The 22,467-nt window shown below is 63.2% G+C and carries 18 protein-coding genes; 13 read left to right on the top strand and 5 right to left on the bottom strand.

The genetic code is table 11. The features are described from left to right. Positions 1–71: 71 nt before the first annotated feature. The 9 genes from ACHMW7_RS00370 to ACHMW7_RS00330 all read left to right on the top strand — a co-directional run bounded on the left by ACHMW7_RS00370 (position 72) and on the right by ACHMW7_RS00330 (position 10,922). Positions 72–812: a helix-turn-helix domain-containing protein gene (locus ACHMW7_RS00370; protein WP_395446469.1), complete on the top strand. Its 741-nt coding sequence runs from the start codon at positions 72–74 to the stop codon at positions 810–812. A 410-nt stretch (positions 813–1,222) separates the two neighbouring features. Further along, on the top strand, positions 1,223–2,119 hold the full coding sequence (locus tag ACHMW7_RS00365) for a glutamine amidotransferase family protein (RefSeq protein WP_395446468.1): 897 nt from the start codon (positions 1,223–1,225) through the stop codon (positions 2,117–2,119). Positions 2,120–2,123: 4 nt separating this feature from the next. Further along, positions 2,124–2,861 carry a protein GlxC gene (locus ACHMW7_RS00360; protein WP_395446467.1) on the top strand — a complete coding sequence of 246 codons (738 nt, stop codon included), beginning with the start codon at positions 2,124–2,126 and terminating at the stop codon, positions 2,859–2,861. Positions 2,862–2,869: 8 nt separating this feature from the next. Then, complete coding sequence (locus tag ACHMW7_RS00355; protein ID WP_109573911.1) at positions 2,870–4,198, top strand: FMN-binding glutamate synthase family protein; 1,329 nt, start codon at positions 2,870–2,872, stop codon at positions 4,196–4,198. A gap of 29 nt (positions 4,199–4,227) precedes the next feature. Continuing rightward, positions 4,228–5,571, top strand: coding sequence for a type III glutamate--ammonia ligase (gene glnT, locus ACHMW7_RS00350; RefSeq protein WP_395446466.1), 1,344 nt, complete (start codon positions 4,228–4,230; stop codon positions 5,569–5,571). A gap of 82 nt (positions 5,572–5,653) precedes the next feature. Next, the gene (locus tag ACHMW7_RS00345; RefSeq protein ID WP_395446465.1) at positions 5,654–6,907 is read left to right on the top strand and encodes a sarcosine oxidase subunit beta family protein; all 1,254 of its coding nucleotides are present in this window, start codon (positions 5,654–5,656) and stop codon (positions 6,905–6,907) included. A 16-nt stretch (positions 6,908–6,923) separates the two neighbouring features. Continuing rightward, a complete protein-coding gene (locus ACHMW7_RS00340) occupies positions 6,924–7,232 on the top strand; it encodes a sarcosine oxidase subunit delta (protein WP_395446464.1) in 309 nt (102 codons plus the stop codon). 2 nt (positions 7,233–7,234) lie between these two features. After that, positions 7,235–10,297 carry a sarcosine oxidase subunit alpha family protein gene (locus tag ACHMW7_RS00335; protein WP_395446463.1) on the top strand — a complete coding sequence of 1,021 codons (3,063 nt, stop codon included), beginning with the start codon at positions 7,235–7,237 and terminating at the stop codon, positions 10,295–10,297. Continuing rightward, positions 10,290–10,922, top strand: a complete 633-nt coding sequence (locus ACHMW7_RS00330) for a sarcosine oxidase subunit gamma (protein ID WP_395446462.1) — start codon at positions 10,290–10,292, stop codon at positions 10,920–10,922. The genes ACHMW7_RS00335 and ACHMW7_RS00330 overlap by 8 nt, the downstream gene beginning before the upstream one ends. Before the next feature lie 157 nt (positions 10,923–11,079). Here ACHMW7_RS00330 and ACHMW7_RS00325 read toward each other — a convergent pair whose 3' ends face one another. Next, positions 11,080–11,460, bottom strand: coding sequence for a hypothetical protein (locus tag ACHMW7_RS00325; RefSeq protein ID WP_395446461.1), 381 nt, complete (start codon positions 11,458–11,460; stop codon positions 11,080–11,082). Between the two features lie 362 nt (positions 11,461–11,822). Here ACHMW7_RS00325 and ACHMW7_RS00320 point away from each other — a divergent pair, with 362 nt between their 5' ends. The 3 genes from ACHMW7_RS00320 (at position 11,823) to ACHMW7_RS00310 (ending at position 16,605) form a co-directional block, all read left to right on the top strand. After that, positions 11,823–14,531 carry a phosphoenolpyruvate carboxylase gene (locus ACHMW7_RS00320; RefSeq protein WP_395446460.1) on the top strand — a complete coding sequence of 903 codons (2,709 nt, stop codon included), beginning with the start codon at positions 11,823–11,825 and terminating at the stop codon, positions 14,529–14,531. Positions 14,532–14,573: 42 nt separating this feature from the next. After that, positions 14,574–15,878, top strand: coding sequence for a serine hydroxymethyltransferase (gene glyA / locus ACHMW7_RS00315; RefSeq protein WP_395446459.1), 1,305 nt, complete (start codon positions 14,574–14,576; stop codon positions 15,876–15,878). A gap of 79 nt (positions 15,879–15,957) precedes the next feature. Then, the gene (locus ACHMW7_RS00310) at positions 15,958–16,605 is read left to right on the top strand and encodes a LuxR C-terminal-related transcriptional regulator (RefSeq protein ID WP_395446458.1); all 648 of its coding nucleotides are present in this window, start codon (positions 15,958–15,960) and stop codon (positions 16,603–16,605) included. A 5-nt stretch (positions 16,606–16,610) separates the two neighbouring features. Here ACHMW7_RS00310 and ACHMW7_RS00305 read toward each other — a convergent pair whose 3' ends face one another. Beyond that, positions 16,611–17,183: an anti-sigma factor gene (locus tag ACHMW7_RS00305; RefSeq protein ID WP_395446457.1), complete on the bottom strand. Its 573-nt coding sequence runs from the start codon at positions 17,181–17,183 to the stop codon at positions 16,611–16,613. 207 nt (positions 17,184–17,390) lie between these two features. Continuing rightward, a complete protein-coding gene (locus tag ACHMW7_RS00300) occupies positions 17,391–17,930 on the bottom strand; it encodes an RNA polymerase sigma factor (protein ID WP_395446456.1) in 540 nt (179 codons plus the stop codon). Positions 17,931–18,107: 177 nt separating this feature from the next. Here ACHMW7_RS00300 and ACHMW7_RS00295 point away from each other — a divergent pair, with 177 nt between their 5' ends. Then, on the top strand, positions 18,108–19,484 hold the full coding sequence (locus tag ACHMW7_RS00295; RefSeq protein WP_395446455.1) for a S8 family serine peptidase: 1,377 nt from the start codon (positions 18,108–18,110) through the stop codon (positions 19,482–19,484). Between the two features lie 79 nt (positions 19,485–19,563). On the opposite strand, the gene ACHMW7_RS00290 is transcribed toward ACHMW7_RS00295, so the two are convergent. Both ACHMW7_RS00290 and ACHMW7_RS00285 read right to left on the bottom strand, forming a co-directional pair. Beyond that, entirely contained in the window at positions 19,564–20,787 is a 1,224-nt protein-coding gene (locus tag ACHMW7_RS00290; protein WP_395446454.1) for a glycerate kinase, read from the bottom strand. Between the two features lie 157 nt (positions 20,788–20,944). After that, positions 20,945–22,405, bottom strand: a complete 1,461-nt coding sequence (locus ACHMW7_RS00285; protein ID WP_395446453.1) for an SLC13 family permease — start codon at positions 22,403–22,405, stop codon at positions 20,945–20,947. Positions 22,406–22,467 lie beyond the last annotated feature (62 nt).

Below are 22,467 nucleotides of genomic sequence, written 5' to 3'. Positions count from 1 at the left end.
GTTGAACCCGGTGCTGAAAATGTTTACTCTCGGTGAAATAGATTCAGCGAGCAGAGGCAGGCGGCGTCGACATGAGCAAGGCTAAGGCGGCAGAAAAGAACGGGCATTCGAAAAAGAATGGCAAGGCGATGTCGGCTGCGGTTTCAGCCGGCGCTGCAAAGTCCGCTCTGGCTCACGTCTCGCCGCCACTCCATCAGGATCCGCACGCTGTCCGCGACACCCGCGAAAAAGTGCTCGAAGTGGCGATCGGCCATGAAGTTCGCGCCTTCCGCAAGAAGCTCGGCATCACCGTCGCTGATCTTGCCTCGGCCACCGACATTTCGCTCGGCATGCTGTCGAAGATCGAAAACGGCATCACCTCACCGTCGCTGACGACGCTGCAGGCGTTGTCGCGTGCGCTCGGTGTGCCGGTCACGGCCTTCTTCCGCCGCTTCGAGGAGGAACGCAACGCCGTTTTCGTCAAGGCCGGCGAGGGCGTTGACGTTGAACGCCGCGGCACGCGCGCCGGGCACCAATACACGCTGCTGGGCCATATCGGCTCCGACACGTCGGGCGTAACGGTCGAACCCTACCTGATTTCGCTGTCGGAGGATTCCGACGTCTTCCCGACCTTCCAGCATGACGGCATGGAGTTCCTCTACATGCTGGAAGGCGAGGTCGTTTATCGTCACAGCAACAATCTCTATCGCATGACGCCCGGCGACAGCCTGTTCTTTGATGCCGACGCACCGCATGGCCCTGAAGAACTGACCCATTTGCCGATCAAATATCTGTCGATCATTTCTTATCCGCGCGGTCGTGGTGGCGACTGAACGGCGCCACATCTGATCACCTGATATCCGGGCCCTGGCGGCTGCGCAGCGACATCGGTTGTCTTTGCGGGCCTGATTGGCTGCGTCCAATTTCGTTGGCCTGAATCAAAAGCTGACTGATGTAGCGCAAGTCGAAAAGCCTCGCGGAAGCGGGCCTGCTTGCGCATTTCTGGACGCCGCATCGAGCGCCAACCAGCCTCATCCCCTGAATCACCACAACTTATTGCTTTGCGCCCGACTCCGGACAGGGCTGCGGAAAACTGCGTCCAAACCATTGGAGTGCGCTCCACTGCCAATCAATCGGACGCTCCCTTGTTTTTCTACAGGAATAAAAAATTCATCACAGTTGAATTGGCATCCGGAACCTGCTAGCTTTTGTCACAGGCAGCCAATCAGGTGAGGAAACCGGGATGTGCGGAATTGTAGGACTCTTTTTGAAGGACAAGTCGCTGGAGCCCCAACTGGGCGCACTGCTGTCCGAAATGCTCATAACCATGACCGATCGCGGCCCTGACAGCGCGGGCATCGCCATCTACGGCGGTGGCGCCAAGGGCCATGCCAAGATCACCATTCAGTCGGCTTCGCCGGATGCGGATTTCAAGGGTCTCGATGCCGAGCTCGGCAAGAAGATTGGTGCCAAGGTTTCGTCGACTGTGAAGTCCACCCATGCGGTGCTGGACGTTCCCGCCGACAAGGTCGCGGAAGCGCGCGCTGCACTCACCGAGTTGCGCCCCAACGTCCGCGTCATGGGCGCTGGCGAAGCGATTGAAATCTACAAGGAAGTCGGGCTGCCGATCGAAGTGGTAAAGCGCTTCGACGTCACCAAGATGAGCGGCAGCCACGGCATCGGCCACACCCGCATGGCGACGGAATCCGCTGTCACCACGCTCGGCGCGCATCCTTTCTCGACTGGCCCGGACCAGTGCCTGGTGCACAATGGCTCGCTGTCGAACCACAACAATCTGCGCCGCGAGCTGATCCGCGACGGCATGCGCTTCGAGACCGAAAACGACACCGAGGTTGCCGCGGCTTACCTGTCGTCGAAGATCGCGCATGGCCAGAATCTCGGCGAGGCGCTGGAAAGCAGCCTGAACGACCTCGACGGCTTCTTCACCTTCGTGGTCGGTACCAAGAACGGCTTCGGCGTCGTCCGCGACCCGATCTCCTGCAAGCCCGCCGTCATGGCCGAGACCGACCAATATGTCGCCTTCGGTTCCGAATATCGCGCGCTCGCCAATCTGCCCGGCATCGAAGACGCCAAGGTCTGGGAGCCCGAGCCGTCCACCGTCTATTTCTGGGAGCACTGAGATTATGCATTCAACAAATCTTGCGACCTCGCCCCTGCACCAGGCCAACTACGCGCCGAAGACCTTCGACCTGTCGAAGATCACCCTGCGCGAGTTCAACCAGGCCCTCCATGAGGTGAAGGATGCCGCGGGTGAATCGAACTGGGAGGTTCTCAACCCCAAGGGCAGCCACGCCGTTGCCGTCGGCGCCGAGCACGCGATCTCGATCGATGTGCAGGGCTCCGTTGGCTACTATTGTGGCGGCATGAACCAAAACAGCACGATCACCGTGCATGGTTCGGCCGGCCCCGGCGTCGGGGAAAACATGATGTCGGGCACGATCATCGTGAAGGGCGATGCCAGCCAGTATGCGGGCGCCACCGGTCGCGGCGGCCTGCTGGTCATCGAAGGCAACGCCTCGTCGCGCTGCGGCATCTCGATGAAGGGCATCAACATCGTCGTACGTGGCAATATCGGCCACATGTCGGCCTTCATGGCTCAGTCCGGCAACCTCGTCGTCCTCGGTGACGCTGGCGACGCGCTTGGCGACTCGATCTACGAAGCTCGCCTGTTCGTGCGCGGCTCGGTCAAGAGCCTGGGCGCTGACTGCATCAAGAAGGAGATGCGCCCCGAGCACATCGCCATCCTGAAGGACCTGCTCGATCGCGCCGGCATCAGCGACGTCAAGCCGGAAGAGTTCTCGCGCTACGGTTCGGCGCGCACGCTCTACAACTTCAATATCGACAACGCTGACGCATACTGAGGAACACAATGAGCTATCACAATCCTCCGACGACGCCACGCAAGTCGGCCACGTTCGATGAATATGCGATGTCAGAAATCCGTCGCGCCGCAGCGACGGGCATCTACGACATCCGCGGCTCCGGTGCGAAGCGCAAGGTCCCGCATTTCGACGACCTTCTGTTCCTCGGCGCCTCGATCTCGCGTTATCCGCTCGAAGGCTATCGCGAAAAGTGCGACACCACGGTGGTGCTCGGCTCGCGTTATGCCAAGAAGCCGATCGAGCTGAAGATCCCGATCACCGTTGCCGGCATGAGCTTCGGCTCGCTGTCGGGCCCGGCCAAGGAAGCGCTCGGTCGTGGCGCAACGCTGGCCGGTACCTCGACGACCACCGGCGACGGCGGCATGACCGAGGAAGAGCGCGGCCATTCCAAGCAGCTGGTGTATCAGTACCTGCCGTCGCGCTATGGCATGAACCCGCGTGACCTGCGCCGCGCCGACGCCATCGAAATCGTTGTCGGCCAGGGCGCAAAGCCGGGCGGCGGCGGCATGCTCCTGGGCCAGAAGATTTCCGACCGCGTCGCCGAGATGCGCACGCTGCCCAAGGGTATCGACCAGCGCTCGGCCTGCCGTCACCCCGACTGGACCGGTCCTGACGATCTCGAGATCAAGATCCTCGAAATCCGCGAGATCACCGACTGGGAAAAGCCGATCTACGTCAAGGTCGGTGGCGCGCGCCCCTACTATGACACAGCACTTGCAGTGAAGGCCGGTGCCGATGTCGTCGTGCTTGACGGCATGCAGGGCGGCACGGCTGCAACCCAGGAAGTGTTCATCGAACATGTCGGCCAGCCGACGCTTGCTTGTATCCGCCCGGCAGTGAAGGCGCTGCAGGACCTCGGCATGCACCGCAAGGTTCAGCTGATCGTCTCCGGTGGCATACGCAATGGTGCGGATGTGGCCAAAGCGCTGGCACTCGGTGCCGATGCAGTATCGGTCGGTACCGCGGCACTCATCGCACTTGGCGACAACGACCCGCGTTGGGAGGACGAATACCAGAAGCTCGGCACAACTGCCGGCGCTTACGACGATTGGCACGAGGGCAAGGACCCCGCCGGCATCACCACGCAGGACGTCGAGCTGATGAAGCGCGTCGATCCGATCGCGGCTGGTCGCCGTCTGGCGAATTACCTGAAGGTCATGACGCTTGAGGCACAGACGATCGCCCGTGCCTGCGGCAAAAATCACCTGCACAATCTCGAGCCTGAGGATCTCTGCGCTCTTTCGATCGAAGCTGCCGCCATGGCTGGCGTGCCGCTTGCGGGAACGAGCTGGGTACCTGGTAAGGGTCCCTTTTAAAACCACAAGGATTGGGAGGAGCAATTCACATGGGTACGGCGTTCGAAGCCAAGATCGATCAGTCGGAGGTGACTGATCTCAAAGAGTTCGCAAAAGCTCGTAACATCAGATACTTCATGGTCTCGTATACGGACCTGTTCGGAGGTCAGCGCGCCAAGCTGGTGCCGGCGCAGGCCATTTCGGACATGCAGAAAGACGGAGCCGGCTTTGCCGGCTTCGCGACCTGGCTGGATCTGACACCGGCACACCCCGACATGCTGGCTGTGCCGGATCCGCTCTCGGTGATCCAGCTGCCGTGGCGGCCGGAAGTGGCCTGGCTCGCGTCCGACTGCCTGATGGAAGGCAAGGGCGTCGCCCAGGCTCCACGTAATACGCTGAAGCGCCTCGTCGCCGAAGCCGCCAAGGAAGGCATGCGGGTCAAGACCGGCGTCGAGCCGGAATTCTTCCTGACCACGCCGGACGGCAGCCAGATTGCCGACGAGTACGATACGGCGGCAAAGTCCTGCTACGACCAGCAGGCCGTGATGCGCCGCTTCGACGTCATCGCCGAAATCTGCGATGCCATGCTCGACCTCGGCTGGAAGCCCTACCAGAACGACCATGAGGACGCGAACGGCCAGTTCGAGATGAACTGGGAGTATGACGACGTTCTCCAGACCGCCGACAAGCACTCCTTCTTCAAGTTCATGGTCCGCTCGATCGCCGAAAAGCACGGCCTGCGCGCAACCTTCATGCCGAAGCCCTTCCAGGGTCTCACCGGCAGCGGCTGCCACGCCCATATTTCGGTGTGGGACCTTGCCGGCAAGTCCAACGCTTTTGCCGACAAGAACATGGAACTCGGTCTTTCCGAGAAGGGCCGTCACTTCCTCGGCGGCATTATGAAGCACGCCTCGGCGCTCGCTGCGATCTGCAACCCGACCGTCAACTCCTACAAGCGCATCAATGCACCGCGGACCCTCTCGGGTGCGACCTGGGCGCCGAACACGGTGACCTGGACCGGCAACAACCGTACCCACATGGTGCGTGTGCCCGGACCCGGCCGCTTCGAACTGCGTCTGCCCGACGGCGCGGCCAACCCGTACCTGATGCAGGCGATCATCATCGCTGCCGGCCTCAGCGGCATTCGTTCGAAGGCCGATCCCGGCCCGCGCAGCGACGTCGACATGTACCGCGAAGGCCACACCGTAACCCACGGTGCCAAGCTGCCGCTCAACCTGCTTGATGCACTGCGCGCCTATGACGAAGACAGCGAGCTGAAAGCTGCGATGGGCGAGGAATTCTCCGCCGCCTATATCAAGCTCAAGCACCAAGAGTGGAACTCCTACGCTTCCCACTTCACCCAGTGGGAACGCGACCACACGCTGGACGTCTGAGGCACCCAAACAGGCATTGCGCCCGATCGTCGCGATCGGGCGCAGCCTCGGCTACACCTCACATTTCGCCGGAACACATGCGATGAAATATTCGATCTTCTCACTCGCCAAGGCAGCTTTGTCCGGCCACAAGGGCTGGACCCGAGCCTGGCGCGATCCGGCACCCAAGAGCCACTACGACGTGGTGATCATCGGCGGCGGCGGCCACGGCCTTGCCACCGCCTATTTCCTCGCCAACGAATACGGCATCCGCAATGTCGCGGTGCTTGAAAAGGGTTGGATCGGCTCCGGCAATGCCGGCCGCAACACCACCATCATCCGCTCCAACTACGGTCTTCCCGGCAACACCGGCTTCTACGAGATGTCGATGAAGCTGTGGGAGCGCATGGAGCAGGATCTCAATTACAACGCGATGGTCTCCCAGCGCGGCATCATCAATCTCTACCATTCCGATGCCCAGCGCGACGCCTTTGCCCGCCGCGGCAACACCATGCGCATCAACGGCATCGACGCCGAACTGCTCGACGCTGCACAGATCCGCAAGGAACTGCCGTTCCTCAATTACGACAGCCCGCGCTTCCCGATCATGGGTGGCCTGTTGCAGCGCCGCGCCGGCACCGCCCGCCACGACGCGGTGGTGTGGGGTTATGCGCGTGCCGCCGACCAACGCGGCGTCGACATCATCCAGAACTGCGAAGTCACCGGCTTCGTGCGCGACCACAACGGCAAGATCACCGGCGTCGAGACATCGCGCGGCAAAATCAGCGCCGGCAAGGTCGGCATGGCGGTCGCCGGCAGCACCTCGCGGGTCGCGGCGATGGCCGGCATGAAACTGCCGATTGAAAGCCACGTGCTCCAGGCCTTTGTCTCCGAGGCGATCAAGCCGCTTATCCCAGGTGTCATCACCTTCGGTGCCGGCCATTTCTACATCAGCCAGTCCGACAAGGGCGGCCTCGTCTTCGGCGGCGACCTCGACGGCTACAATTCCTACGCCCAGCGCGGCAACATGCCGGTGGTCGAGGACGTCTGCGAAGGCGGCATGGCGGTGATGCCGATGATCGGCCGTGTCCGCATGCTGCGCCAGTGGGGCGGCATCATGGACATGTCGATGGACGGGACGCCGATCATCGACAAGACCCCGATCGACGGCCTCTATCTCAACGCCGGCTGGTGCTATGGCGGCTTCAAGGCAACGCCGGCTTCGGGCCTCGTCTTTGCCCACCTGCTGGCGCGCGACGAACCGCATCCAGAGGCTGCGCGTTTCCGGCTCGACCGGTTCCGTCGCGGCGCGATGATCGATGAAAAGGGCCAAGGCGCCCAACCCAACCTGCACTGAAAGCGAGACTGGCGGAATGCGTATTGCATGTCCTTTCTGCGGCGAACGCGAGAACGGCGAGTTCACCTATCTCGGCGACGCTTCGCCCAAGCGGCCCAACTTCGCAGCCGATAGCGGCGAAAGCCCCGAGCGCGTCGAGGATGCTTTCTACGACTATGTCTATCTGCGCGACAACGTAGCCGGCTTCATGCGCGAATACTGGTACCACGGCGGCGGCTGCCGTTCCTGGCTGATCGCCGAGCGCAACACGGTGACGCACGAATTCAGATCGGTGACCGCAGCCCCAGGCGTAGGCGCGGCCAAGCCGGTGCAGGCAGGAGAATAAAGATGTCGGGCTATTCCGGATCCGAACCGCTCGGCAGGACGGCAGCACTTGAGGGCAACACCCCCAGTGCGCGCAGCCAGGCAGCATCCGCCAGCCAGTCGCACCGGCTGCGCAGCGGCGGTCTGATCGACCGCCAGCAACCGCTCCAGTTCTCCTTCGACGGCAAGGTCATGTCCGGCTTTGCCGGCGACACGCTGGCCTCGGCGCTCGTTGCCAATGGCGTCAAGCTGGTGGCGCGTTCGTTCAAGTATCACCGCCCGCGCGGCATCATCACCGCAGGTTCCGAGGAGCCGAGCGCACTGGTCGAAATGCGCACGGGCGCCCGCAAGGAGCCGAACACCCGCGCCACGACGCAGGAACTCTATGACGGGCTGGTCGCCCAGAGCCAGAACCGCTGGCCGTCGCTGCGCCGCGACGTCATGTCGATCAACCAGCTGTTCTCACCGATCTTCGTCGCCGGCTTCTACTACAAGACCTTCATGTGGCCGGCTAAGTTCTGGGAAGCGATCTACGAGCCGATCATCCGTCGCGCCGCAGGCCTCGGCAAGAGCGCCGAGCTGCCCGACCCCGACCATTACGACAAGGCCTGGGCCCATTGCGACGTGCTCATCGTCGGCGGTGGTGCTGCCGGTCTATCGGCCGCATTGGCGGCTGGCCGCGCCGGTTCGCGCGTCATCCTCGTCGAAGAAGACACTCGTCTTGGCGGCCGCCTGCTGAGTGACGGTGGCGAGATCGACGGCATGCATGCCGAGGAATGGGTGCGTCGCACAACCGACGAACTTGCCTCGCTGGAAAACGTCCGCATCATGGTCCGCACGGCATTGTTCGGCGTCTATGACGGCGGCGTCTACACCGCGCTCGAGCGTGTCAACGACCATGTGCCGGTGCCCGGTCCGCATCAGGTCCGCCAGCGCGTCTGGCGCATCGTCGCCAGGCGCTCGGTGGTCACAGCCGGCGCCATCGAGCGGCCGATTGCCTTTCCGGGCAACGACCGCCCGGGCGTGATGATGGCATCTGCGGTACGCACCTATGTCCACCGTTTTGCAGCGATGCCAGGCCGCAAGGTGGCGCTGTTCACCAACAATGACGACGGCTGGCGTACAGTCGAAGCGGTCCAGCAGGCGGGCGGCGACATCGCTGCGGTGATCGACCCACGCGGCAAGGTGCCGGCGGAATATCAGGCGCTGGCCGAGCTCTCGGACCTGCGCGTGCTTGCGGGCGGCGTCTCCGATGTGAAGGGCGGCGTCGATGGCGTGCGCGGCGTCATCGTGACTGACAATCACGGCAGGAAACAGCAGATCGACGCCGACTGCCTGGCCGTATCCGGCGGCTGGAACCCCAATGTCGGCCTGTCCTGCTTCCATCGCGGCAAGCCGGTGTGGCGCGACGACATCGCTGCCTTCATCCCCGGCGATGCCCCCAAGGGCATGGTCATGGCGGGTGCGGCGCGTGGCGAGTTTTCGCTCGGCGCCTGCCTGCGCGACGGCCATGCCGCCGGTGCGGCAGCGGCCGCCGAATGCGGTGCCTCAGGCAACGCTGGTGACGCGTCCGAGGCGGGCGACGAGGTCTATGCAATCTCGCCGCTCTGGCAGGTCAAGGCCAAGGGCAAGGCCTTTGTCGACTTCCAGCACGACGTCACCGTGTCCGATGTGACGCTGGCGCAGCGCGAAGGCTTCGAAAGCGTCGAGCATCTCAAGCGCTATACCACGCTTGGCATGGCGACCGACCAGGGCAAGACCTCCAACATCACCGGCCTTGCGATCATGGCTGACGCCACTGGCCGCACCATCCCGCAGACCGGCACGACGATCTACCGTCCTCCTTATGCGCCGGTAGCGATCGGCGCGCTCGCCGGCCATCATCGCGACGAGAGCTTCCATGCCTGGCGCCTGACGCCTTCGCACCACTGGGCCGCCGAGCGCGGCGCGGTGTTCGTCGACACCGGCCTGTGGAAGCGCGCGCAATGGTATCCGCAGCCGGGCGAAAAGGACTGGATTGAATCGGTCACCCGCGAAGTGCTCGCGGTGCGCAACGGTGTTGGCTTTTGCGATGTCTCGACGCTTGGCAAGGTCGACGTGCGCGGCGCCGACGCGGGCACTTTCCTCGACCGCGTCTATATCAACGCCTTCTCGTCGCTGGCCGTGGGCAAGGCGCGTTACGGCCTGATGCTGCGCGAAGACGGCATCGTCATGGACGACGGCACGACCTCGCGTATCGCCGAAGACCACTACTTCCTGACCACGACCACGGCCAAGGCCGGGCCCGTCATGGCGCATCTCGAATTCTGCCGCCAGGTGCTCTGGCCCGAACTCGACGTGCAGCTGTCTTCCGCCTCGGACCAGTGGGCACAGTTCTCCATCGCCGGGCCCAACACCCGCAAGCTGCTGCAGGAACTTGTCGATCCGTCAGAGGACATGTCCAACGAGGGCTTCCCGTTCATGGGCGCCCGCGAGGTCAAGCTGCGCGGGGGGGTCACCGCTCGCCTGTTCCGCATCTCGTTCTCCGGTGAAATCGCCTTCGAGATCTCGGTTCCGGCCCGTTACGGCGCTGCCATGGCGCAAAACCTGATGATCGCCGGGCGCGACCTGGGCGTCACGCCCTACGGTACCGAAGCACTGGGCGTCATGCGCATCGAAAAGGGCCACGTCGCCGGTCCCGAGCTCAACGGCACCACGACCGCCGACGACCTCGGCCTCGGCAAGATGATGTCCAAGAAGAAGGACTTCATCGGCCGCGTCATGGCCGGCCGCGAGGCGCTGACCGCGCCCGACCGCCAGGTCGTTGTCGGCATCAAGCCACTCGACCAGAAGCGCCGCCTGCGTTCCGGCGCCCATGTTGTCCCCAAGGGGGCGATCCCGGGTCCGCAGACGGACCAGGGCTACGTCACCTCGGTCTGCTATTCGCCGATGCTGGAACAATGGATCGGCCTTGGACTTGTCGAACGCGGCCGCGAGCGCTTCGGCGAGATCGTGCGCATCCACGATCCACTGCGCAGCGAGGATTACGAAGCCGAAATCTGCAACCCTGTCTTCTACGATCCAGAAGGAGCGCGCCAGCGTGGTTGATTATCTCTGGAACACCCAATCGCCATTGCAGAAGGCGCTTGTTCCCGGCCGTCACGGCGTGGTCGCAACCCATGCCGGCGTGACGCTGAGGGAAGTGCGCGACATCGTTCTGGTTCAAGTCATGGCGCGGCGCGGCAAGGCAGTGGAAACCGCCAAGGCGGCCAAGAAGCTGTTTGGCGTCGAGGCGCCTGGCACGCCCAGGGCTGTGACAGGCAAAACCGCGACGCTGATCTGGTCGGGTCCCGATCAATTCACGGTCATCGCGCCACGCAGCGATGAAGCATCGCAGCTTGCTGCCCTGACCCAGGCCTTCGCCGGCTCGGCATCGCTGTCCGATCAGTCGGATGGCCGCTGCCTGATCCGCGTTTCAGGCCCGCGCGGCCGCGATGCGATCGCCAAGTTCTCGTCGCTCGATTTGCACGATACGGCATTTCCGGTTGGCACCGCAGCGAACACCTCGGTCGACCACACGGCGGTGAATTTCTGGCGCGAGGCCAACGGCGCCGACGGGCATCCGGTCTACAACATGCTGGTCTTCACCAGCTTCTCCGACAGCCTGTGGCATACCATTGTGGATTCGTCGCTGGAATATGGCGTCGAAGCTTCGAGCGCCAAGGCGGCATAGGCCGCTCCATCCAAACGAACAGAAAAGCCCCGTCCGACCGGACGGGGCTTTTTCATTTGGCGTTTTGGCTCCCGCGCCAGGCTGCCATCCAGGCGCAGAAAAGCTCTGGCGCAGGCCCGGGAACGCCTGCGCCAGAGCTCATTGGGGTCGGAGCGGATCAGGCTTCGACGCAGGCCTTGCGCAGCTGGATGAGGGACGCCGTCGGGCGCAGCAGCGATAGCGTCAGGCGCTCGACGCAGAGCGGCATGACCAGCTTGGCGCCGTCGGCATAAAACGAGCCACCCGTTGCCCGAAACGAGCCCTTGTCGATGATGGTTTCGAGCACGTCGCGCGTGCGCAGCGGCAAAAGATCCGTGCAGGCGCTCATGCGTGCGAAGATATGGCTGATGGGGACGTTGAAGCCATCGACCGGTACGAGCGGTTCTTCGCTTCCTTCCTTCCACTCATCAAGCGCTTCGAGCGCGTCGTGAAAGGCGTTGTGGAGGGTAATGGGCGCATGGCCCTCGAAAAGTTCCGGCAGCACTTTCTGCATTGGCATGTTCCTCTTCAAGCTCGGTTGGATCGTGCTGCGGCGATGCTGATTTTGAGAATGGACCTCACCTTCATGCGCCTCCCATACTTGCCTTATATGCAACATATTTGCACATGAGTTAAATTGCGTCCACTGCAAAACGCGCTGGACCAATCCTCCGCAAGATCGTGATTTTCCGTTCGGGGCGGTAGTCCAATTTGGGCTTGGCAACCATCGTTCGGCCAGTGCCGGCACCACCCCGAACGAATAGGAAATCTACCCGTCCGGGGCGTTTTCAAGCCGGCACAAAAACTGTCTGCTGTCAGTTAGGAAAACTGCATCTTCCCGGACAGCCGGCTCAACAAGGCGACGTTCGGGAACAACTCGAGATGAATGGGTGCCGCTTGGAGGAGAGCAGACCACTCAGCTTTCGCGAGGACGTCCGCAGCCTGCTGTTCAGGGTGCTTTTGGCCGTCGTCAGCGAACGCGAGCCCGATATGGCGGAGGTGCTGACCGGCCGTGTGAGCCTCGACGCGCTCGAAAGCGGGCAACGCATCGCTGCGTTGCAGGCAACCGGCATCTGGTTCCAGCTTGTTGCCATTGCCAATGAGCTTTTGGCCATGCGGTCGCGTCGCGAGCTGGAACAGATGGGCGGCGCTGACGAGGTCATCGGTTCCTTCGCCAATGTGGTGGGCGAGATCGCCGCCGCCGGCTACCCGGCCGAGGAGATCCAGACTACCCTCGACGGGCTCAGTGTCGGCCCGACAATGACCGCGCATCCGACCGAAGCCAAGCGCGTCACCGTGCTCGAAATCCATCGCCGTATCTATCGCAAGCTGACCGAACTCGAACAGCAGCGCTGGGCGCCGCGCGAACGCGAACAGCTGATCGACGATCTCAAGAGCGAGATCGAGCTTCTGTGGATGTCAGGCGAGCTTCGGCTCGAGCGCCCGTCGGTCGAACGCGAGATCGCCTGGGGCCTGCACTTTTTCCGAGAGGTCATATTCGAGGCCACGCCCAAGCTCTACGACTCGGTGGAAGAGGCGCTCGCTCGCCACTATCCGGAATACGATCTGAAGGTGCCGTCCTTCATGCGTTATGCCTCCTGGATCGGCGGCGACCGCGACGGCAATCCCAATGTCACCGCCAGGACCACGGCCTATGCGCTCAACGAGTGCCGCCAGGCGATCATCGGCTGGTACATCAGCCAGGTGCGCAAGCTGGTCACCGTGCTCAGCATCAGCGCCAATGTCGTCGATGTCCCTGATGCCTTCATCAAGGCGCTGGGGCATGCGCTGCACCGCAGTGGCAATGCCTCGGAGATCGTCGCGCGCAATCCTGACGAGCCGCTGCGCCAGTTCGCTGCCGCGATGCTCGATCGCCTGGAAGCGATGCGCGGTGAGGCCTCGGCCAAGCCTTATGCCCGCTCCGATGGCTTCAAGACCGATCTGCGCGAGCTTGAAAACGTGCTGGCCCTGCTCGGCGGCAAGCTGATCGCCAGACGTTTCGTCCGGCCCTTGCGTCAACAAGTCGAGACCTTCGGTTTCCGTACTGTCTCGCTCGACATCAGGCAGAATTCCACGGTCGTCAATCGCGTGCTGGCGGAGCTGTTCAAGCTCGCCGATCCGGCTGCGGCGCCAGCACCCGATACGCCTCAATGGACGCAGCGTATCCGCGCGGCGCTGAATTCCGGCGAACAGCTGGAAGTCGACCGGCTGGCATTGTCTGAAGAAGCGCAGGAACTGCTCGACCTGTTCGACGTCATCCGCAAGGCTTCGGCTGGCCTCAACGGCGGTGCTGTCGGCGCCTTCATCCTGTCGATGACGCGGTCGAGCGACGACCTCCTGGCCGTCTATCTGCTGGCGCAGTATTCCGGCCTGGCCACGGCGATGGACGGCAGCGGAACCATCGCGCTGCGCGTCGTGCCGCTGTTCGAGACCATTGCCGATCTGCGCGCAGCACCCGAAATCCTCGACCAGCTGTTCGGCGTGTCGATCGTGCGCCGCTCGGTGCGCGATTTCGGCAATGCCCAGGAAGTGATGCTCGGCTACTCCGACTCCAACAAGGACGGCGGCTTCCTTGCTTCCAACTGGGAGCTGAACAAGGCACAGCGCCGCATCACCGCGCTCGGCATCAAGCGCAAGGTCAAGATCAGTTTCTTCCACGGTCGCGGCGGCTCGGTCAGCCGCGGCGGTGCGCCAACGGGCAGGGCGATTGCCGCTCAACCAGCTGGCACGATCGGCGGCGCGATGCGTGTCACCGAACAGGGCGAGGTTGTGTCGTCGAAGTTCGCCAATCGCGGCACCGGGCTCTATCAGCTCGAAATCCTCGCCGCGAGTGTCTTTGCCCACAGCGTCAAGTCGCCGAATGAAGCTGAACTGAAGGACATTCCCGAGTTCAGCGAGGCGCTGGAAGCGCTGACGGGCATGTCGCAGGCCTCATATTCGGGCCTCATCAACGAGCCCGGCTTCATCGACTACTTCCACCAGGCAAGTCCGGTCGAGGAGCTGTCGCTGCTCAAGATCGGCTCGCGCCCGGCGCGGCGTTTCGGTGCTCGCGACATCTCCGACCTGCGCGCTATCCCTTGGGTCTTTGCCTGGAGCCAGAACCGTCACCTGCTGACCAACTGGTACGGCATCGGCAGCGCGCTGAACTCCTTTGTCAACGTGCGCGGCGATGCCGGGTTGGAACTGCTCCAGCAGATGTTCGAGCGCTCGCGCTTCTTCCGGCTCGTCATCGATGAGGTCGACAAGGGCCTCTACCAGTCCGACATGGACATCGGAAAGCTCTATGCCGGGCTGGTGCAGGACCACGAGGTGGGCGAGCGCATCTACGCCAAGATTTCGGCCGAATATGCGCTGACGCGGCGAATGATCTCCGAGGTCAATGGCGGCTTGAAGCTGTCCGAGCGCTTTCCGGCCTTCAAGCGCCATTTCGACCGCATCCGCCCGCAGATGGACTCGATCCACCGGTTGCAGGTGCAGCTGTTGCGCGAGGTGCGCGCGCAGGATGATGCCACCGTCAATCCCAAGCGCGCGGTCAACGCGCTCCTGCTTTCGATCAACTGCATTTCCGCCGGCCTTGGCTGGACCGGATGACCCGGATTTCAGGCGTCGCGTGACGCCGCTAGGAGGAGCCTCATGAACATTCCAACCAGACCCGGCATCGGCAGCGCGCGTCACTTCTTCCGCACTGGCGTCGCCCAGGCGGACCCCGCAGTCAGTGATGCTATGGGCCGCGAGCTTCAGCGCCAGCGCGACGAGATCGAATTGATCGCGTCGGAAAACATCGTCTCCAGGGCAGTGCTTGAGGCACAAGGCTCGGTGCTGACCAACAAATACGCCGAGGGCTATCCCGGCCGCCGCTACTATGGCGGCTGCGCCTATGTCGATGAGATCGAGGATCTGGCGCGCGAACGCGCCAAGACGATGTTCGGCTGCAGCTTCGCCAACGTCCAGCCCAATTCCGGCAGTCAGGCCAACCAGGCTGTGTTCATGGCGCTGATGCAGCCAGGCGACACCTTCCTCGGCCTCAATCTGGCCGCCGGCGGTCACCTGACCCATGGCGCGCCGGTCAACCAGTCGGGCAAGTGGTTCAACGTCGTCTCCTATGGCGTCAAGCCCGACACCCATCGCATCGACATGGACGAGGTGCGCGACCTGGCCAAGAAGCACCAGCCCAAGGTGATCCTTGCCGGCGGCTCGGCCTATCCGCGCATCATCGACTTCAAGGCCTTCCGCGAGATCGCCGACGAGGTTGGTGCCAAGCTGTTTGTCGACATGGCGCATTTCGCCGGTCTGGTTGCCGGTGGCGTCCATCCCAATCCGCTCGAACACGCCCATGTCGTGACCACAACCACGCACAAGACCCTGCGCGGCCCACGCGGCGGCATGGTGCTGTCCAATGACGAGGAGATCGGCAAGAAGATCAATTCGGCAGTCTTCCCCGGCCTGCAGGGCGGACCGCTGATGCATGTCATCGCCGCCAAGGCGGTCGCCTTCGGCGAGGCACTGACGCCTGATTTCAAGGTCTATGCCGCCAATGTCGTTTCCAATGCCAAGGCGCTGGCAGAGACATTGCAGGACGGCGGCGTCGACATCGTCTCCGGCGGCACCGACACGCATCTGATGCTCGTTGATTTGCGTCGCAAGAACCTCACCGGCAAGGCTGTCGAAGCAGCTCTCGGTCGTGCCCACATCACCTGCAACAAGAACGGTATTCCGTTCGACCCGCAAGGACCGATGGTCACGTCAGGCGTTCGCCTTGGCACGCCGGCCTGCACGACGCGTGGTTTCCTCAATGAGGAATTCCGCGAGGTCGGACGCATGACCATGGCCGTCATCGATGGGCTCGCCGCCAATGGCGAGGGCGGAAATGCCAAGATCGAGGCTGCCGTGCGTGAAGAAACGCGCGATTTGGTCAGCCGATTCCGAATCTACGACTGATTTCTGTCGTAGAAGAGCAGGCATGCCTTGGCGAATTCGAGTGGAATGCGCCAAGGCACGATGCCTGGATGGCGGGCTGATGGCGCAACAAAAGAAGCTGAATGTCCTGATCGCCGAGCGCAACCCGCTGGTGATTTCGGCTTTGCGCGACATGATCAGCCGCGACGAACGTTTTGCCTTCGTCGAAGGTGTGCAGAGTGGCGAGGCCTTCATCAAGGCGGTGGCGGCGATCGAGCCGGCATTCGATGTCGCCATTGTTGCCTGGAAGCTGTCCGACATGGACGCCAGCGAGGTTCTCACCGAACTGCAGCGCCGGCAGCTTAGCGCCCGTATGGTGATCTTTTCCAACGACCATGACATTGGCATTCTGAAGCAGTGTGTCCGATTGGGCGTGCAAGGCTTCTGCTATCAGTTCGATGATCCGTGCATCCTGTTCGACACGCTGCTTGCAGTCGCAAATGGCCGCATCTGCATTCCCTATATCGACGTCGCCAAGATCAACGAGACACCGCTGTCACGCCTGACGACGCGCGAACTCGAACTGCTTGGTGTGCTGGCGGACGGCTGGACCAATCTGCAGATCGCGACACGGACCGGGATCTCGGAGAACACGGTCAAATATCACCTGAAAAATCTCTACGACAAGCTGGGCGTGCGCAACCGCGCCATGGCGGTCGCGCTTTATGCCAGCGAGCGCAAGCGCGGCCCGCAACCGAACCCGCGATAGGCGGGTCAGGGCAGCCCGAGGGCCTTTTTCTCTTCCGCTTCCGACAGCGGCGCCCCGGCCTGGGTCGTGCTCAGATAGGCATCGACAGTCTCGGAGGCGCCTGCCGGGACGTAATCCTGTCCGGCAGCAGGTGCGGCCACCGCAAGCCTGACATCCCATTGCTGTTGCGCACGACAAACGACCGAAACCAGTGACGATTTCGACGGGCGATGAAGCTCGAACTCGCGGCAGAGCGCACCCGCCTCGTCACGGAAGCTGGAAATGAGTTTTACCGTTGCGTCGCCGATGGTCACATCAGTACCTGAGGGTGCCGCATCGAGCGCCCTGATGATCGCCGGGTCGTTGAGCGAAGCGATGGCAAGGCCATCCGAAGCTGGTCCGCCGGCCTTGCCGGCGAAGTATCCGCCGGCGCCGACAATGACGGCAGCGAGTGAGGCCGCCAGCGGCAGTGCCCAGCTCGAGCTGACTTTTCGTGGCGCGCGCGGTTGAAACGCGATGACATTCTCCCGGGCAGGCTGCGTGCTTGCTTCGACAGCTGCATTGTCCCGCTGACGCGCCTCGTCGATCATCTTTTGCACGGACAGCGTCAGCGCCTCGGGGAACCGGCTCGTCGATCAAAGGCTTCAGTGCCACCGAGGCCTGGGCGCGGCTTTCCATGAAGCTGGCGACGCGGGCAATGAGCGCGTCATCGGCGCCCATGGCGTCCTCGATCGCCGCGGTGGTTTCAGCGTCGAGCTCGCCATCGGCGAAGGCCATCAGGGTTTCGTCGTCGAAATCGCGCCTGTTCATATCTTCCCACCTTTTTCGGGTGAACGGTCAGCTGCCGGGTTTATTCCGGCTGCCTCTGCGAGATTCTTGCGGGCGCGGGCCAGCCTGCTCATGACCGTGCCGATGGGGATCGACAGCACCTCGGCTGCTTCCTTGTAAGACAGATCCTCGACGCAGACGAGCAGCAGCACCTCGCGTTGTTCGTCAACCAGCTCGTCGATCGCCACAGCCACGCTTTTCAGCGTCAGGCGTGCTTCGACGTCGCGCTCGCCGCTTGAACCGACGATGTCCTGGCGGTCGTCGATGTCCTCGCGCGGGCCAGCCGTCTTGGTGCGCCTGACCTGGTCGATCCACAAATTGCGCAGGATGCGGAACATCCATGCGTCGAAACGGCTGCCCGGCTCGAACCGCTCCTGTCCAGCAAGCGCCCGTTCGCAGGCCGCCTGCACCAGATCGTCGGCAAGGTCTCGTGACCGGCACAGCGAGATGGCGAACCGGCGCAAATTGGGCAGGAAAGCGACCAGACGGTCACTGACCGGAACATCGTCAGCCTTCATGCAGTCGTATCCTGTCTCTCCCCCGCGGAAATTGACGAAGCCACGGAATAAACCGGCCTCTCGTCCGTTGGGCCCAAAATGCACAAATGTAGTCAAAATGATATGCGATGCCGAAAGGCTTATGTGGATTGCTAACATTTGCAGTCGACGCGCCATATCGCCAGGAAAGGACGAGCCATGCCTCTCGAGACCCCATCGCGTCCGCTCGCAGTCGTTTTCGCGCTGGCCTTGAGCGGCGCGACCTTTGGTGTCCCTGCGGCGGCGCCGTTGGCAGGGCAGGTTTTTGGAACGGGCATGGCATTCGCCGATGACGATGATGACGGCGGCGGTGGCGGCGGGAGCTCTTCCGGGAGCAGGGACTCAAGCGCCTCGGGGCAAGGTGTTGGAAAGGGCCGCAGCCTTTTCGACCTTTTTCGCAAACCGGAACCAAGCCGGAAGGCTGCGGCACGGCCGGCTCCCGCACTTGTGCGCCAGGCGCCGCAAGAAATCGTGGCACTCGGTCTTGATCAGGGCGCGATCACGAACCTGACCGCCGCGGGCTATCTGATCAGCGACCGTGCCGATGTAGCACTCGCCGGGGCCGAAATCGTCAAACTGCGCGTTCCCAGCGGCACGACGCTCCAAGCGGCGCGCGCCGAAGTGGCGGCTGCGGCACCCAACGCAGTGGTCGACTTCAATCACTTCTACCGGCCCGATCAGGATCGTCTCGATCCCTGCGGTGCGGACCTGTGCCTGGCGCGTCATGTCGTGGGCTGGCCCGAGACTGAGGCGATACCGGATCGCTGCACCGCGCCGGTGCGGATCGGCCTCATCGACACGGCCATCAATGCCGAACATCTCGCCTTTGCCGGTGGGCGCATTGAGACGATCAGGCTGGGAAAGGGCGATCTGCCGGAGTCGGCGCGCCAGCATGGCACGGCGGTGGCAGCCCTTCTTGTCGGGTCGGCGGGAAGCCGAACGCCCGGCCTCGTTCCCGGCGGCGAACTCGTCGCTGTCGACGCCTTCCAGCGCAACGGCAATGATGACCGTTCCGCCGTCTACGATCTGGTGCGGGCGATCGACCTTCTGGCGGGCAAGGGCGTGCTCGTCATCAATATGAGCCTGACCGGCCCGGCAAACCTTTTGCTCGAACGAACTGTCGAGATGGCAACGCAGCGCGAGATCGTGCTGGTTGCGGCCGCAGGAAATGGCGGCCCGCGAGCGGCCCCGCTCTATCCTGGCGCCTATGACGAGGTGATTGCGGTGACGGCAATCGACCGGCACAAGAATGCCTATCGCCGCGCCGGCGCCGGCGACCATATCGACATCGCGGCACCTGGCGTTCAGGTGTGGACGGCCGCCTCGGTCAAAGGCGCATCATCCAAGACCGGCACGTCCTTTGCGGCCCCCTTCGTTACGGCTGCAGCTGCGATGATCAAGGCTGCCAATCCGCAGCTCAAGGGTGACGAGGTCGAGGCGCTGCTGCGTCAAGGTGCTGAAGATCTCGGCAAGCCTGGCAAGGACCCGGTGTTCGGCTGGGGCCTGCTTAACGCACGAACGATCTGCCAGAGCTGACATCGGTGCCACGAAAAAGCCGCCGCGACATTCGCGGCGGCTTTTTCGTTGCTGGCCGGTCTTTTTCGTTGCTGGCAGGTCAGGCGGCGGCGCGGGGGCTGGCTTTCGCGCGCAGTGCCAGATTTTGATTGCGCAGCACGGCACTGGCCTGATTGAGGCGCATGCCAACCAGGATCATGCGTGAGGCGTCTTCGGCGGCGCGCACCAGCAGCTTTGATGCGGCACCAATGGCTTCGTCGAGGCTGCACGGGCGCTTGAGGATCGAGGCAAAGGCATCGATACCGTGTTCGAAATTGAGCGTCACGCCCTTGCCGATCGTGCCGGCAAGGGCGATCACCGGCAGGCCTGCTGCCTTTGCCCTGTGGCCGACTTCCGCCGGCACCTTGCCGAACGGGGTCTGGCCGTCGAGGCTGCCCTCCGCGGTGATGACAAGATTGGCGCGGGCAATCAGGCTGTCGAGGTCGAGGTAGTTCATGACGATGTCGTAGCGCGGGTGGAGTTTGCCGGACAAAAGTCCAAGCACTGCCGCGCCGAGCCCGCCCGACGCGCCAGCCCCTTCGGCCGCGCCGACGTCGGTGCCGGTGGTGGCAAGAATATGCGCGGCGTAGTTGTCCATGGCCTGCGCCAGAAGCTCAACCTGCTCGGGCGATGCTCCCTTTTGCGGGCCAAACACGCGTGCCACACCACGCGGGCCAAGCAGCATGTTGTGCCAGTTGACGGCGGCGTCGATACGGACGGTTTCGAGGCGCGGGTCGCGGCCCGACATATCGACGGTCGCAAGCCTTGCGAGCGCCGCGCCACCCGCGGCGAGCGGCCTGCCTTCATCGTCAAGGAACCGCACGCCAAGTGCTTCGGCCATGCCCGCGCCACCGTCGTTGATGCCGCTGTCGCCGCAGCCGAGCAGGATGCGTTCAGCGCCAGCGTCGAGTGCTACCTTGATCAGTTCGCCAACGCCGTAGCTGGTGGTCAGGCACGGATTGCGTCGGTCGCGCGGCACCAGGCGCAGGCCTGCGGCAGCTGCCATTTCGATAACGGCGGTGGGCACAGGCGCGCCGCCGAGAAAACCGAAGAACGACTGGACGGGATCACCGACCGGACCGGTGACGGCAAGGCGATGCATGGTGCCGCCGGTGGCCGCGATCAGTGCTTCGGTGAAGCCCTCGCCGCCGTCGACCATCGGTGCTTTCAGGATCTTCGCTTGCGGAAAAGCACGCAGCACGCCTTCGCCGATGCAGTCGGCCACTTCGTTGGCCGACAGGCTTTCCTTGAAACCGGACGGCGCGACAAGAACGGTGAATGTCATTGAAGTAACTCCTCGTCTTCATGTGAACGATGGAGGAGAAACGGCGGGCGGTCCGCTTTATTCCGTTCAAAAAGTAAAATTATTACAGTGGCTTATGAAAAAACGACCAAGCCATTTCTGGTTTGGCCGTCTGGGGTCTGGACGGCAGGTTTTCTGGTTAGAGCGGTATGCCGACAAGCGGCCAGGCAAAGATCGCGAAGGCCCCAAGCAGAGCGACGAAGGGCACAAAAAGCAGTGCTGAAAGCCACAGCAGATCGACCGCCGAAAAGGCCGGTGGCTCCATGCCGCCGAACAGGGTTACTGGCTTGGCCGAGACCATCAGTGTCTGGCAAAAGCCACTGCCGAGCGTGACGACCAGGATCATCGCAGCAGGGTTCACGCCGAGGCCGGCAAGCGGCAGCGCAAGTGCCGGAATGAGCACGGTGGCGCGGGCGGTGCGCGAGGTGATGACGATATGGGCAAGCGCAGACACGATGGCGGCAAAGGCGATCAGGATCCACGGAGCCGGCGCGACCGAACCCTGGAAGGCTGCCATGACGCGATCGACCACCAGCTTGGCCGCACCGGTTTCGAGCAGGGCTTCGCCGATGACCAGCGTGGCAGCAAGAAACAGCAACAGGTTCCACTCGACCCCCTTGAGCGCTGCTTTGAATGTGATGCCCGAGATGGATTCCGAGGCGACGACAAGCGCGCCCACGAGCGCGACAATCGGCAGACCGATGCCGTGCAGGCCGCCCGTCGCCCAAAGCGCGACGGTTGCGCCAACGACCGCGAGAATGGTCTTGTCGCGATGGGAAAATGCAGCCCCCGGACCATGCGCTGCCTGCGCTTGGCGGTCCTCACCGTTGAGGAACATATACAGGATCAGGCCGCAGGCGATGAGGCTGGAAAGCAGCGCGAAGGGTGCGCTCAGCATCGCCCAGGTGGCAAAGTCGACGGATTGACCCGAAACCCGCCTGACAGCATCGGCCGCCACCAGGTGAGCACCGGCACCGGTCAGCGAAGCCGCTGCCGAAAGCAGGATCGCCGATGGGAACAGCAAGGCGAGTGCGCGTGTCACGGCCGGCCTGCCGATAGCAGCCGAAAGGCTCAGGAAGATCGGCATCAGGATCGCCGCGCGCGCCGACGTCGACGGAACCAGAAAGGCGCTCAGGAAGATCGCGCCTGTCGTTGCCCAAAAGATGCCTTGCACGGTTTGGAACGGAGCGAGCATGCGGAACGCGAAACGCTCGGCGAGCCCGGTCTGCTTCAGCACCGCGCCAATGACGAATGCTGCGAGCATCAAAACGACGATCTCGCTACCAAGTGCCGAAAACAGTGCCTGCTCGCCGACGGCACCGGCCAGAACCAGCGCCAGCGCACCTGCCAGCGCGACCGGCGTTTCCGGCAGGTCCATGACAGTCCAGGCGATCAGCGTAGCGGCGAAGACGGAGAGCGCGATGCGCATGTCGGTGGACAGGCCGTCGATGCTGGCAAAGATGGCGAAGGTCGCAAAGGCGACCAGCAAGACGCCGACAAGAATGCGCACAAAGCGTAGCGAGATCTGCCGTTCCGCAACTCTCGAGGCTACAGCGGGTAGCGGATGCCCGTCAGCGGGCAGGACCTGTTGTTCCGACATCTGTCATCTTCTCCTCGGTGCGCTGCAGCTCATGGTCCGAAACTGCAGCGAGCCTGTTGTTA

This window comes from Aminobacter sp. UC22_36 (genome assembly GCF_044056035.1).
In the GTDB taxonomy this organism is placed as follows: domain Bacteria; phylum Pseudomonadota; class Alphaproteobacteria; order Rhizobiales; family Rhizobiaceae; genus Aminobacter.
The sequence above is the reverse complement of the archived record's forward strand: the minus strand, read 5'-3'. Positions and strand labels throughout refer to the sequence as shown.

Excerpts from the sequence above, each read along its gene's own strand:
- ACHMW7_RS00370 (WP_395446469.1), top strand. The coding sequence starts at position 72 with ATGAGCAAGGCTAAGGCGGCAGAAAAGAACGGGCATTCGAAAAAGAAT.
- ACHMW7_RS00365 (WP_395446468.1), top strand. The coding sequence starts at position 1,223 with ATGTGCGGAATTGTAGGACTCTTTTTGAAGGACAAGTCGCTGGAGCCC.
- ACHMW7_RS00360 (WP_395446467.1), top strand. The coding sequence starts at position 2,124 with ATGCATTCAACAAATCTTGCGACCTCGCCCCTGCACCAGGCCAACTAC.
- ACHMW7_RS00355 (WP_109573911.1), top strand. The coding sequence starts at position 2,870 with ATGAGCTATCACAATCCTCCGACGACGCCACGCAAGTCGGCCACGTTC.
- glnT (WP_395446466.1), top strand. The coding sequence starts at position 4,228 with ATGGGTACGGCGTTCGAAGCCAAGATCGATCAGTCGGAGGTGACTGAT.
- ACHMW7_RS00345 (WP_395446465.1), top strand. The coding sequence starts at position 5,654 with ATGAAATATTCGATCTTCTCACTCGCCAAGGCAGCTTTGTCCGGCCAC.
- ACHMW7_RS00340 (WP_395446464.1), top strand. The coding sequence starts at position 6,924 with ATGCGTATTGCATGTCCTTTCTGCGGCGAACGCGAGAACGGCGAGTTC.
- ACHMW7_RS00335 (WP_395446463.1), top strand. The coding sequence starts at position 7,235 with ATGTCGGGCTATTCCGGATCCGAACCGCTCGGCAGGACGGCAGCACTT.
- ACHMW7_RS00325 (WP_395446461.1), bottom strand. The coding sequence starts at position 11,460 with ATGCCAATGCAGAAAGTGCTGCCGGAACTTTTCGAGGGCCATGCGCCC.
- ACHMW7_RS00320 (WP_395446460.1), top strand. The coding sequence starts at position 11,823 with ATGAATGGGTGCCGCTTGGAGGAGAGCAGACCACTCAGCTTTCGCGAG.
- glyA (WP_395446459.1), top strand. The coding sequence starts at position 14,574 with ATGAACATTCCAACCAGACCCGGCATCGGCAGCGCGCGTCACTTCTTC.
- ACHMW7_RS00310 (WP_395446458.1), top strand. The coding sequence starts at position 15,958 with ATGGCGCAACAAAAGAAGCTGAATGTCCTGATCGCCGAGCGCAACCCG.
- ACHMW7_RS00300 (WP_395446456.1), bottom strand. The coding sequence starts at position 17,930 with ATGAAGGCTGACGATGTTCCGGTCAGTGACCGTCTGGTCGCTTTCCTG.
- ACHMW7_RS00295 (WP_395446455.1), top strand. The coding sequence starts at position 18,108 with ATGCCTCTCGAGACCCCATCGCGTCCGCTCGCAGTCGTTTTCGCGCTG.
- ACHMW7_RS00290 (WP_395446454.1), bottom strand. The coding sequence starts at position 20,787 with ATGACATTCACCGTTCTTGTCGCGCCGTCCGGTTTCAAGGAAAGCCTG.
- ACHMW7_RS00285 (WP_395446453.1), bottom strand. The coding sequence starts at position 22,405 with ATGTCGGAACAACAGGTCCTGCCCGCTGACGGGCATCCGCTACCCGCT.